10 protein-coding genes are annotated in these 12,224 nt (G+C 60.8%); 2 read left to right on the forward strand and 8 right to left on the reverse strand.

Features of this window, described 5'->3' with window-relative positions:
* Nucleotides 1-2 precede the first annotated feature (2 nt).
* Together uvrB and J2S67_RS03260 are read left to right on the forward strand one after the other, a co-directional pair.
* Nucleotides 3-2,093 carry an excinuclease ABC subunit UvrB gene (uvrB, locus tag J2S67_RS03255; RefSeq protein ID WP_035755610.1) on the forward strand — a complete coding sequence of 697 codons (2,091 nt, stop codon included), beginning with the start codon at nt 3-5 and terminating at the stop codon, nt 2,091-2,093.
* A 146-nt stretch (nt 2,094-2,239) separates the two neighbouring features.
* Nucleotides 2,240-3,340, forward strand: a complete 1,101-nt coding sequence (locus J2S67_RS03260) for a TerC family protein (protein WP_377650344.1) — start codon at nt 2,240-2,242, stop codon at nt 3,338-3,340.
* Nucleotides 3,341-3,445: 105 nt separating this feature from the next.
* Here J2S67_RS03260 and hemL read toward each other — a convergent pair whose 3' ends face one another.
* The 8 genes from hemL to hemE form a co-directional block, all read right to left on the reverse strand.
* On the reverse strand, nt 3,446-4,747 hold the full coding sequence (gene hemL, locus J2S67_RS03265) for a glutamate-1-semialdehyde 2,1-aminomutase (protein ID WP_310248709.1): 1,302 nt from the start codon (nt 4,745-4,747) through the stop codon (nt 3,446-3,448).
* 17 nt (nt 4,748-4,764) lie between these two features.
* The gene (hemB, locus tag J2S67_RS03270; protein ID WP_070490649.1) at nt 4,765-5,778 is read right to left on the reverse strand and encodes a porphobilinogen synthase; all 1,014 of its coding nucleotides are present in this window, start codon (nt 5,776-5,778) and stop codon (nt 4,765-4,767) included.
* 45 nt (nt 5,779-5,823) lie between these two features.
* On the reverse strand, nt 5,824-6,600 hold the full coding sequence (locus J2S67_RS03275; protein ID WP_239446939.1) for a uroporphyrinogen-III synthase: 777 nt from the start codon (nt 6,598-6,600) through the stop codon (nt 5,824-5,826).
* A 96-nt stretch (nt 6,601-6,696) separates the two neighbouring features.
* A complete protein-coding gene (hemC, locus tag J2S67_RS03280) occupies nt 6,697-7,596 on the reverse strand; it encodes a hydroxymethylbilane synthase (RefSeq protein ID WP_310246264.1) in 900 nt (299 codons plus the stop codon).
* Between the two features lie 15 nt (nt 7,597-7,611).
* Nucleotides 7,612-8,811, reverse strand: a complete 1,200-nt coding sequence (locus J2S67_RS03285; RefSeq protein WP_310248712.1) for a ferrochelatase — start codon at nt 8,809-8,811, stop codon at nt 7,612-7,614.
* 26 nt (nt 8,812-8,837) lie between these two features.
* Nucleotides 8,838-9,536: a hydrogen peroxide-dependent heme synthase gene (hemQ, locus tag J2S67_RS03290; RefSeq protein WP_310246266.1), complete on the reverse strand. Its 699-nt coding sequence runs from the start codon at nt 9,534-9,536 to the stop codon at nt 8,838-8,840.
* A 57-nt stretch (nt 9,537-9,593) separates the two neighbouring features.
* Nucleotides 9,594-11,021, reverse strand: a complete 1,428-nt coding sequence (locus J2S67_RS03295) for a protoporphyrinogen/coproporphyrinogen oxidase (protein ID WP_310246268.1) — start codon at nt 11,019-11,021, stop codon at nt 9,594-9,596.
* An 8-nt stretch (nt 11,022-11,029) separates the two neighbouring features.
* Nucleotides 11,030-12,118, reverse strand: coding sequence for a uroporphyrinogen decarboxylase (gene hemE / locus J2S67_RS03300; RefSeq protein ID WP_310246270.1), 1,089 nt, complete (start codon nt 12,116-12,118; stop codon nt 11,030-11,032).
* Nucleotides 12,119-12,224: the final 106 nt, after the last annotated feature.

The following is a 12,224-nucleotide window of genomic DNA, read 5'->3' on the forward strand; positions in this document are numbered from 1 at the left end:
GCATGTCGTTGGCGCAGAAAATTGATCGTGTAGTCCACCCGTTCGAGGTGGTGTCCGAGTTCGAGCCTGCAGGGGATCAGCCGCAAGCGATCGCGGAACTCAAGCAGCGCATCGAAGGCGGGGAGAAAGACGTCGTCCTGCTCGGTGCGACCGGTACCGGTAAGTCCGCAACCGCCGCATGGCTCATCGAGGCCGTTCAGCGCCCAACACTGGTCTTGGTGCAGAACAAGACGCTCGCCGCGCAGCTCGCAAACGAGCTACGGCACCTGCTACCGAATAATGCGGTCGAATACTTCGTCTCCTACTACGACTACTACCAGCCGGAAGCCTACGTCCCCCAAACCGACACCTTCATCGAGAAAGACTCCTCGATCAACGAAGAAGTCGAGCGGCTGCGCCACTCCGCGACCAACGCGCTGCTGACCCGCCGCGACTGCGTGGTGGTATCCACCGTGTCCTGCATCTATGGCCTCGGTACCCCAGAGGAATACATCAAACAGATGGTCACCCTGAAGGTGGGCCAAGAACTGGACCGCGACCAGATGCTACGCCAGTTCGTGCAGATGCAATACACCCGCAATGACGTGGACTTCCACCGTGGAACGTTCCGCGTGCGTGGTGACACGGTCGAGATCATCCCGATGTATGAAGAGCTCGCGGTACGCGTCGAATTCTTTGGGGATGAGATCGAATCGATCCAGACGCTGAACCCGATCACGGGCGATGTGGTGCGCGAAGAAAACGAAATGTACATCTTCCCGGCCTCCCACTATGTAGCCGGCGACGACCGCATGCACCAAGCGATCGGGACCATCGAAGACGAACTACGCGACCGACTCCAAGAGCTAGAGAGCCAAAACAAGCTCGTTGAAGCCCAGCGCCTACGGATGCGCACCACCTATGACCTGGAAATGATGCAGCAGATGGGCTTCTGCAACGGCATCGAGAACTATTCACGCCACATCGACGGCCGTGACGCCGGTTCCGCACCGCACTGTCTACTGGATTACTTCCCGGACGACTTCCTGCTGATCATCGACGAATCCCACGTGACCGTTCCACAGATCGGCGGAATGTACGAAGGCGACATGTCCCGCAAACGGACCCTCGTTGAGCACGGCTTCCGCCTACCTTCCGCAATGGACAACCGCCCCCTCAAATGGGATGAGTTCCTCGAACGCATCGGCCAGACCGTCTACTTGTCTGCAACACCAGGCAAGTACGAGCTGTCCCAAGCCGACGGTTACGTCGAGCAGATCATTCGCCCAACCGGCTTGGTGGATCCGAAGATCACCGTCAAACCAACCAAGGGCCAGATCGATGACCTGCTCGGGGAGATCAACGAACGCGTCGCGCGCAACGAACGCGTGCTCGTGACCACCCTGACCAAGCGCATGGCCGAAGACCTCACCGACTACCTCGCAGAAAACGGGGTCAAAGTCGAATACCTTCACTCCGACGTCGATACACTACGCCGCGTCGAGCTGCTCACCGAACTACGCATGGGTACCTTCGATGTACTCGTCGGCATCAACCTGCTCCGCGAGGGCCTCGACCTGCCCGAGGTATCGCTCGTCGCGATCCTGGACGCAGACAAGGAAGGCTTCCTACGCTCAACGACCTCCCTCATCCAGACCATCGGCCGCGCCGCACGTAACGTCAACGGCGAAGTACACATGTACGCCGACACCATGACGGACTCGATGAAACAAGCAATCGAAGAGACCGAACGCCGCCGCGAAATCCAGATAGCGCATAACGAGAAACACGGGATCACCCCGGCACCTCTCAAGAAGAAGATCGCGGACATCACCGAGCAACTCGCTCGCGAAGACGCCGACACCAACGAACTACTCAGCAACTTCGACTACGGCGCCGGCCACCGCGGCTACAACGCCCTACAAGACGACAAGAAGACCGACGCGCGCGGCACCATCGCCGCACCGAGCGAAGACCTCGCAACGCTCATCGCGCAACTATCCGAACAGATGCACGCGGCAGCCGCTGACCTTCAATTCGAACTCGCCGCACGCCTACGCGATGAAGTCGCAGACCTGAAAAAGGAATTGCGCGCCATGAAGTCGGCCGAATAAGCCTCCCGTAAAATTAAACGGAATATAGGATTCACCGGACCAACCGGTGATGTGGGAAGGACCAAGTGGTCAATTTATCTGCTCTGACCGGGCTCGCCGAGAGCGTGCCGACGGCGGGCGCATCGACAGCGAGCGTCACGACACCGATCCCTGTGTGGTTCGAAATCGGTTCGATGATCGTGCTGGTTGCGATCCTGCTGATCGACCTCATCGTGATCGGGCGCCGCCCGCACGTGCCGTCGATGAAGGAAGCCGGCATCTGGGTTGGCATCTATGTTGCGCTCGCCCTGATTTTCTTCGGGTGCATGTGGGCGTTCGCGGGGCAGACTGATGCGCTCCAGTTCCTTGCGGGTTGGATCACCGAATATTCGCTCAGCGTCGATAACCTATTCGTGTTCATCATCATCATGACGAGCTTCGCGGTTCCGCGTGAACTGCAGCAGAAGGCTCTCATGATCGGCATCGTGATCGCGTTGATCGCGCGCGGCCTGTTCATTCTTGCCGGCGCTGTGCTGATCGACCGTTTCGTGTGGGTCTTCTACATCTTCGGCGCGTTCCTGTTGTGGACTGCCGTCAAACAGGTCATGGACCATTCGGACGACGAAGAGGACCAGCCTGGCCTGGTCAAGCGTTTGACCTCCAAGCTCAACGTTGCCGATCACTATGACGGCTCCAAGCTACGCACCACGGTCAACGGTAAGCGGATGTGGACGCCGATGGCGGCGGTCATTCTTGCGCTGGGTATCACTGACGTGATGTTCGCGCTGGACTCGATCCCGGCGATCTATGGCATCACCCAGTCGCCGTTCATCGTATTCACGGCGAATGTGTTCGCGCTCATGGGTTTACGCCAGCTGTACTTCTTGCTGGGCGGCTTGCTGGACCGTGTGATCTACCTGACGCACGGAATTGCAGCGATTCTCGCGTTCATTGGTATCAAGCTGATCCTGCACGCATTGCACAAGAACGAGTTGCCGTTCATCAACGGCGGCAAGCCTGTTCCAGTTCCGGAGATCAGCACGGAGTTCTCGCTGATCTTCATTGTTCTGGCGTTGCTGATCGCGGTTGTGTGGTCGTTCATTTCGCCGAAGGGTCGGGAGGTCGCGCACTGGGCGGCGGCTCGAGCAGCGGCTGAGAAGCGCATCGAAGCTCGCAGGAAGGCCGCCGAAACGGCGACGAAAGGGGCCGATCCCTCGGCCCAGACCGAGAAGAAGAAGCTCGGCAAGCGTAATCCGAACGTTCGCTAGATAGCGGTTCACTACGTACAAATAACGATGGCCGGTTCATTCCACCTGGAATGAACCGGCCAACGCTGTTAAGGGTGCCGGCGCGGCGCGTCTGAACGTGACCGTTTAGGCCTGTGCGGCCGCCTTCGCTGCTGCTGGCAGGGCCTCCAAGATGCGGTCCACAACCGCATCGTCGTGCTGTGCGGATACGAACCACGCCTCGTAAGCCGATGGCGGCAAGTAGATTCCGGAATCCAGCATCGAGTGGAAGAACCGGCCGAATGCCTCGACGTCCTGTTGTTTGGCTTGCTCGTGGTTGGTGACCTCCCCGTCGCGGAAGAACACCGAGAACAACGTTCCTGCGGTGTTGATCGCGTGAGGAACACCGGCTGCTGTCAGCGCCTCGTCCACACCCTTCTGGATAGCTTCCGATGCGCGTGCAACAGCCGCGTGGGTATCGTCATTCAGTGCACGCAACGTAGCCAGGCCCGCTGCGGTGGCGAGCGGGTTACCCGAGAGCGTACCGGCTTGATAGACCGGGCCGTTCGGAGCCAAGCGATCCATGATCTCCTTGCGGCCACCGAACGCGCCGACCGGCATACCGCCGCCAATGACCTTTCCGAACGTCATGAGATCAGGTGCCCAGCCTTCGCCGTCCACGCCGTAATAGCCGGTTGAGGACGCGCGGAAGCCGGTCAAAACCTCGTCCGAAATCAGCAGTGCGCCAGCGGCGTGGGCGGTTTCTGCAAGGAAACGGTTGAAGCCGATGCCGTCTTCAGTGCCCGGGGTCAAGACACCCGTGTTGCACGGTGCGGCTTCCGTGATGATCGCGGCGATCTCGGAACCGCGAGCAGCGAAGAGCTCGCGTACGGCCTCGCGGTCGTTGTACGGCAGAACTACGGTGTCTTTCGCGGTGCCCTCAGTAACGCCAGCAGAACCTGGAAGCGCGAAGGTCGCAAGCCCCGAACCGGCCTCAGCCAACAGGGAGTCGACGTGGCCGTGATAGCAGCCAGCGAACTTCACGATCACATCGCGGCCGGTGAAGCCGCGAGCCAGGCGGATTGCCGACATCGTGGCCTCGGTGCCCGAGTTCACCATGCGCATCTGCTCAACGGGAGCGATCATCGAGGTCACCAGTTCAGCGAGCTCAACCTCGCCTTCGTGTGAAGCGCCGAACGATAACGAATGATCAGCCGCGGACTTCACGGCGTCGATCACGGCAGGGTAGGCGTGACCCAGAATCATGGGACCCCACGAGCCCACCAGGTCCACGTACTCGTTGCCGTCCGCATCGGTCACGTGCGCGCCCTTACCCGCAACCAGGTACGGGGGAGTGCCGCCAACGGAACCGAACGCGCGCACCGGCGAGTTCACACCACCCGGAATAACCTTCTGGGCGCGCTCAAAAACTTCAGCGCTATGCGTCAGATTGCGGTGTTGAGTAGTCACAGGAACTCCTTCGGTGCTCGGCCGGAAGCCAAAAGTTCAGCAGCCTCCAGCGCGTAATAGGTCAGCAGGGTGTCAGCACCTGCACGTTTGAACGACAACAAAGATTCCAACATGGTCCGCTCACGATCCAACCAGCCCTGAGCGGCAGCCGCCTCGATCATCGAGTACTCACCCGAAACCTGATAAGCACCCACCGGGACAGGGGAGGCTTCCGCAACCGAACGCAAAACATCAAGATACGGCAAGCCAGGCTTGACCATGACCATGTCCGCGCCCTCGGCGACGTCCTGCTCCAGCTCCCACAGAGACTCACGGGTATTAGCCGGGTCTTGCTGATACGTGCGGCGATCACCTTCGAGCGAAGAGTTCACGGCCTCACGGAACGGACCGTAGAACGCTGAAGCGTACTTCGCGGTGTACGCGAAGATGCTCGTGCCCTGGAACCCCTTATCATCCAGCGCCTCTCGGATCACGCGGATCTGGCCGTCCATCATCCCGGAAGGACCCAGCATGTGTGCGCCAGCTTCGGCCTGCGCAACCGCCATGTCCGCGTAGATCGCAAGCGTCGCATCGTTATCAACCGTGGCAGGGGAGCCGCCGTCCGTGGCAAGCACGCCGCAGTGGCCGTGATCGGTGAACTCGTCCAAGCACAGGTCGCTCATGACGACCGTGTCATCGCCGACCTCCTTGCGGACCTCGCCCAACGCGACATTCAGAATTCCGTTCGGGTCCACGCCCGCGCTACCAACCGCGTCCTTGGTCTCCGGAACCCCGAACAGCATGATGCCGCCCAGGCCAGCCTTCACAACCTCGTGCGCTGTGCGTTTGAGCGAATCCATCGAATGCTGAACCACACCCGGCATCGAGGTGATCGGGCGCGGCTCGGTGGCGCCTTCGCGTATGAACACCGGCAGAACGAAATCAGCTGGGCGCAGCGTGTTCTCGCGCACGAGAGCACGCACCGCCGCAGTTGAACGTAGACGGCGAGGACGATGATGTGGGAACGCCATGAACAGATGCTCCTTAGATACGTGACATGGTCAAGATTGAATGGCTTATGATCTCGGGTTCGCCTCACGCCGTGGTGTTGCGTTCCCGTCAGGCAAAGGTGCGGTGACCCTACGCAACGCGGTGACGAGGTCGGCGGGGTAGGGGTGCTCTGCTTGCGCTGCGAGACGGTAGCCGTGTTCCTGGATGCGTTGGGCGGTGGGCTTGCCGATCGCAATGAGCTTGGTCGAGTCCGGCGGCTGATGCGCCAACACCAGATCAGCGATATACGGGCTGGTCAGCAACAATGCATGGAAGGCGCCAGCGCGGATGAGGCCTGGAAGTTCGGCAGGAAGTGGCGCTGGAACCGGGGCGTAGGCGTCGAACCGTTCAACATCCCACCCCAAGTGTGTGAGCCCATCTTTGACGGTGGGCCCAGCCTTGGCCGAGACCGGGTACGCGACCGAGCGTGGACCTTCTACATAGTGGGGGAACGATGCAACGAGGGCTTCGCCGGATCCCGCCGCTACGTGGTCAACGCGCACGCCGGCCTCTTCAAGGGCAGCGGCGGTGGCTCGGCCTACCGCGACCACGGAAACGCTGGCATGCGGCGCGAAGTTGCCCTGGGAGCTGAGTGCCTGGACCGTGGTTTTCGAGGTCACAACAAGATGAGCGTAACCCCCGCGGGCGAGCCTTTCGTTGAACGCGCTGATCAACGCTGCATCAGCATAAGAGAAATCAATGAAGGGATGAGCACACGGCTCAAGACCTGCGTCCTCAAGGGCCGCACACAAACGTGCCGCACGGCCAGCAGGCCGCGGAACTAGTACCCTCGGAACACTCACCCCGAGCCCGTCTGACACGCACCTATCCCATCATCGACTAACTCACTACCTGCACACAGCCGAAACAGCATTGCAGGTAGCCAAACATTGTTGTGCCTAGGCGTTCAACACGGTCCCGGCACCGGCATCGAGCAACTGCTGCGCCAAGACCGCGCCAAGCTCGACCGCGTTCTCTGCAGGACCTTCAACATGGTCAACCCACGTCTGTGAACCATCCGTTGCGAACGCGCCCCCACGCAACGTGAGAACACCGCCCTCAACAGTCGCGTAAGCACCCACAGGGGCAGAGCAACCGGCCTCAAGCGTACGCAGAAGCGAACGTTCAGCCAGCACCGCCGCACGGGTATCCGCGTGGTCAGCGGCAGTCAGGGCCTCCCCGTACCACGTACCTTCGGCAGCCTCGGTACGGATCTCAAGCGCCAACGCCCCCTGGGCCGGAGCCGGCAAGAACTGCTTGGGGTCGAAACGCTCGCTAATGTGTCCCTCAAGCCCCAAACGGTTCAGGCCGGCGGTCGCCAAAACCACGCCATCCAGCTCACCGTCGGTCACCTTAGCCAAGCGGGTATCAACATTGCCGCGGATCGGCACAACCTGAAGGTCGGGGCGGATCGCACGCAACTGTGCCGCACGACGCGGGGAACCCGTCCCCACCGACGCGCCAGCCGGAAGGTCCGCCAGTCTCATCCCGTCGCGGCTACACAACGCATCCGTGACGTCCTCGCGGTGCGGGATGCACGCCAACGCGATGCCATGCTCCGGAGCCGTTGGAAGGTCCTTGAGCGAGTGGACCACCGCATCGACCTCCTTGTTCAGCAACGCCTCACGCACAGCGTTCACGAACACGCCCGTACCCCCGATCTGCGAGAGATGACGGCGGTCCGTATCGCCTTTGGTCGTGACATGGACGAGCTCGAAACGGTCCTTGCCTACCGTCAGCTCAGCCGCCCAAGCAGCTTGCGTCAGAGCGAGCTTGGAAGCTCGCGTTCCGATGCGCATCACTTCACCCAAAAATCATTCACCAGCCTGTTGACGCTCTTTATCACGCTGAGCCTTACGTTCAGCGATCATGACTGCAAGTTCGCTCGGCTCACCAGCATGGGCAACATCAGAATCCGAATCGACCGCGGAAGTCGTCGGCTTGATGGCACGCTGATTCGGGCAGCAACCGGCGCCACACACATCGAATGTTGGGCCGAAGCTCGTCACACACTTGCGTGGGAACGTTGGATCCAGGCGCTCCTGAACCAGGTCAGCCAACGCTGCGATGAACTCAGGGGACTCACCCGCGGTGGGGATGCGCACGAACGCAAGCCCCGCCTCATCGGCCGACTCCTTCGCCTCAGTGTCGAGGTCCCACACCACTTCCATGTGGTCGGTCACGAAGCCGATCGGAACCACCATCACGGCCGTGCGTTTACCGGGAAGCTCGGCGATGACATCGTTGACATCCGGTTCAAGCCATGGAATGAACTCAGGGCCCGAACGCGACTGGTACACCAGCTGCCACTCGATGTCTCCCACGGACTCCATGATGTACTCAGCGGCCGCGATGTGCTGCTTTTCGTACCAGCCGCCTGAGCCTTCTTCCCAGGTTGCGCGCGGGCCAGAAGTCTCTGCCATCGTGTTAGGGATCGAGTGGGTCGTGAACAGGATCTCTATCTGTTCGTCCTTGTGGCCTTCAGCACGGAACTTCTCGAGAGCCTCACGGATGTGCGCGGCAACCGGATCGAGGAAACCTGGGTGGTTGAAGAACACGCGCGCCTTACGAATATCCAGCTCCCCGGCAAGCCCCGTCTCATCCAGCGCGATACCGAAGTCCTCACGGTACTGACGGCACGAGGAATAGGAGGAATAAGCCGAGGTCACAATGCCAAGCGCCGCACGGTGCCCGTCAGCGTGGATCTGCTTGACGGTCTCAGCCATATACGGTTCCCAGTTGCGGTTGCCCCAGTAGATCGGCAAGTCGATGCCGCGGCGACCCAGCTCTTCCTTCAGCGCTGCGATCATCGCCTTATTCTGGTCGTTGATAGGGGACTTACCACCCATCGAACGGTAGTGAACCGCGACCTCTTCGAGGCGCTCATCCGGGATGCCGCGGCCGTGCACAACGTTCTTCAGGAACGGGATAACGTCGTCTTGGCCTTCAGGGCCGCCGAAAGACGCAAAGAGGATCGCATCGATCTTCTCGGCCTCCTCGATGTTGCACGGCATCGAGGTATCAGAAAAATCAACCGTGGTCACAGCAGTACGCCCGCCATTTCGTTGAGGTCATCGAACATGCGGCCGGTGTGGAACGGCAACTCATCACGAACGTGCAAGCGGGCATCGCTGTAACGCAGGGTACGCATCATGTCCACAAGCTCCGTCAGCTCATCAGCCTCGAAGGAGAGCAGCCACTCGTAGTCACCCAACGCGAACGCAGCAACGGTGTTGGCGTTGACGTTCGGATACTGGCGGCCGAGCATCCCGTGCTCACGCAGCATGCGGGAACGCTCTTCCTCTTCGAGGATGTACCACTCGTACGAGCGGGTGAACGGGTAAACAGTGATCCACTTGCGTGGCGTGACGTCTGGATCCATGAACGCCGGCATGTGGGCGCGAGCGAACTCAGCGATCTGGTGGACACCCATCGCCTGCCACACACGGCCGAGGCCAGCAGCGGCTTCCGAATTCTCGAACTCACGGATAGCCTTCTGAAGCTGCTCCGGATCATCGCCGGTCAGCCACACCATGACGTCATCCTCGGCGCGGAAACCAGAGACGTCGTAGAAGCCACGCACTTCCACACCGCGGGCCTCGATGGACTTGATGGTGGCCTCGATGTCTGCGACGACGCGTTCAACGTCTAAGTTTGCGTCGCTCAGGCCAACGAGCTTCTGATAAACGTTATAAGAACAGTACTTCACCTGCGTTGTTGCAATGTCAGCTTTGCTCATAGTTATCTCTCCATCACAGACGGGCCTTGCCGGCCGCGGATTGGTGTTTGTTTAAGCCTATCGTTCGGTGGTACCGGAAGGTGCTGGGGGCACGTGGGTTGTTCGCGCGAAGCGAGCGATCGCGTCCAAACCCGTTCCCGCCCGCCAAGATCCGGTGAGTTCAAGCGTTGGGTCCTCACTGAGTGCGATGCTGAGCGCGGCAAGCGATTCCGCGTGGCCTGGCAGACGCCTGCGTTGGGTTACGGGCCAGTCTTGGATGAGCCAGTCACGGACCTCGATGTCTTCGGCATCGACGCCGGTCATCGCGGCCAAATCCTTGACCGCTTGCTCCGGAAACAGTGCAGGGTCAGGGAGTTCACCATCAACAGGTGAATAGCTCAGCCGCACGAACACACGCCCCGGAACCTTGGATGCAAAACGTTCGATGTGTTCCCACTTGGCCGAAAGATGCGTCATCGCTTTGGCGCGCACACCGCGGGTGTCCGGCGGAACGAGCACTCCGTTGCCGCGCGGATTGAGCGCCAGCTTCTGGCTCACCACGCTCAACGCGACAAGCCGCACAGGGGAGGCGGGGGCTTCAGGGATGTGCCGGGCGATGTTAGGCGCAGGTTCGGCAAGGAGGTCTCGCGTGGTGTCAGGGTCGGTTGCAAGCGCTACACTCGCGGCCTCGTATCGGCGGCCATCGTCTGCTTCCACCGTCCAGCCGCCGCTATGGTTGCGGCGCAACGAGGTCACGCGAACGCTGGTCTCAAGCGTTCCTCCGCGCTGAGCAAGGACATTCACGAGCCCATCGATGAGCGTGGACATCGTCGGCACGGTCGCAGCAACCGCAGCCCCCGCCGTCTTTGCTGAATGGCTCGCGGACCTCCGCTTGTCCAGGATCGCGCGCGCTCCGCGCCTGAGGCTTCCGTACTGTTTGACGTTATCGATCAGCCCAGGCACGAGCGCTTCGAGCTCGAGCGTGCGTGGATCCGCTGAATGCACGCCCGTGATCAGCGGAACCAATAGGCGGTCCGCCACGCGTTGACCCATACGTTTGGAAACATAGTCGTAGGTTGAGATGCCTGGCTTGGCGCCAAAGCTACCGGGTAATAGCGCATCCGCCCACGCGCGGATGGCACCCCACCGGCCCACGGCACGCTTGACGTCCTTGTTGAGTGGCTCGGTGGGGATACCCCATAGCGACGTGCCCGGGATCGGGAACGGGCCGTGGTTCGAATGGATCCAAGAAGCATTCCCTTGCGGGCTAACAACCTGATCACTCAGGCCGAGCGCTTCGATCCACTCCGACATCGCTCCGGTACCGATCGCATAGGATTCCGCGCCACCGTTGAGGCGCACCCCATCAAGCAGGATGTCAGAGACAGCTCCGCCAGCATGATCAGCGGCCTCCAGGACGGTAACGGTACGCCCAGCGTGGGCTGCCGCCAACGCGTGCAACAGCCCGGAGGGGCCACCCCCGATGACGAGATAGTCAGAGTTCATGGGCGGTGTCAGAGCTCATGGATGTATGAGACCAGGTCAGTCAAAACCTGTGCATCCGTTGTCGGTGGGACACCGTGCCCGAGGTTCACAACGTGGCCTGGGGCCTTGCGTCCTTCCTCAACCACACGGCGAGCCTCAGCGAAACGGACCTCTTCAGTGGAGAACAGAACCGCAGGGTCGATGTTGCCCTGGACAGCGATGGTTGAGTTTAGCTGGGCGAGCGCGGCAGGGATCGAGATGCGGTGATCCAGGCCCACCGCGGTCGCATCGACTTCTTCGATGGCTTTGAGCATGTGGCCGGAACCCAGTGCGAAATGCGTGCGAGGGGTTCCAAGGTCCGCGACGTGCTGCATCGAGATTTTGCTGAACGGCTGTGCGTGCTCGCGGTACGTCGCTTCCGAAAGTGAGCCGGCCCACGAATCAAACAGCTGAACCGAGGAAGCGCCGGCCTCAACCTGGGCGCGCATGAAAAGGCCCGAGGCGTGAGCGACCCACTCAGCGAGCTTGGCCCACAAGCGCGGCTCGGCGGTCATGAGCGCACGAGTCTTGAGATGATCGCGTGACGGGCGGCCCTCGATCATGTAGGAAGCAACCGTGAAGGGGGCGCCCGCGAAACCGATGAGCGGGGTCGAACCGAGTTCATCAACCGTGAGCCGTACCGCTTCGCGGATACATTCCAGACCCTCTTGATACACGTCATCGAGTGCCGGCAACGCATCGATGTCAGCCTCTGAGGCGATAGGGGAGTCAAGGACCGGGCCAACACCTGGCTCGATCTCCACACCGATCCCAGCGATTTTGAGCGGGGTCATGATATCGGAGAAGAAAATACCCGCATCAACGTTGTGGCGCCGCACCGGCTGGCACGTGATCTCGGCCACCATATCCGGGATCAAGCAGGACTCAAGCATGTCCGTGCCTGCTCGCACCTTCTTATATTCAGGAAGTGAACGCCCAGCCTGACGCATGAACCAGACACTCGGGGCGGCATCCGTGCTTTCGCCGCGTAAACGCTTGATAAGTGGGGCATCCGCGGTCCCGCCCTCAGCGGTGCTGCGATGCAAAGGATGAGATGAAGGCAAAGTCACAGTTGTCATTGTGCCCTTATTATCTCATTGCCAACCTGGGAGGATTCTGAACGACACCTGGCGTTCACATCCTGGTCGCTTTGGTGTCATCGTGGGCGGTGCGGACTAGAATATA

The organism is Pseudoglutamicibacter albus (genome assembly GCF_031458175.1).
Lineage (GTDB): Bacteria > Actinomycetota > Actinomycetes > Actinomycetales > Micrococcaceae > Pseudoglutamicibacter > Pseudoglutamicibacter albus.

What these genes read in the sequence shown, in the direction of transcription:
- hemQ (WP_310246266.1), bottom strand. Translation starts at nt 9,536, where the DNA reads ATGAGCAAAGCTGACATTGCAACAACGCAGGTGAAGTACTGTTCTTAT.
- hemB (WP_070490649.1), bottom strand. Translation starts at nt 5,778, where the DNA reads ATGGCGTTCCCACATCATCGTCCTCGCCGTCTACGTTCAACTGCGGCG.
- J2S67_RS03295 (WP_310246268.1), bottom strand. Translation starts at nt 11,021, where the DNA reads ATGAACTCTGACTATCTCGTCATCGGGGGTGGCCCCTCCGGGCTGTTG.
- J2S67_RS03285 (WP_310248712.1), bottom strand. Translation starts at nt 8,811, where the DNA reads ATGCCGTGCAACATCGAGGAGGCCGAGAAGATCGATGCGATCCTCTTT.
- hemC (WP_310246264.1), bottom strand. Translation starts at nt 7,596, where the DNA reads ATGCGCATCGGAACGCGAGCTTCCAAGCTCGCTCTGACGCAAGCTGCT.
- uvrB (WP_035755610.1), top strand. Translation starts at nt 3, where the DNA reads ATGTCGTTGGCGCAGAAAATTGATCGTGTAGTCCACCCGTTCGAGGTG.
- hemE (WP_310246270.1), bottom strand. Translation starts at nt 12,118, where the DNA reads ATGACAACTGTGACTTTGCCTTCATCTCATCCTTTGCATCGCAGCACC.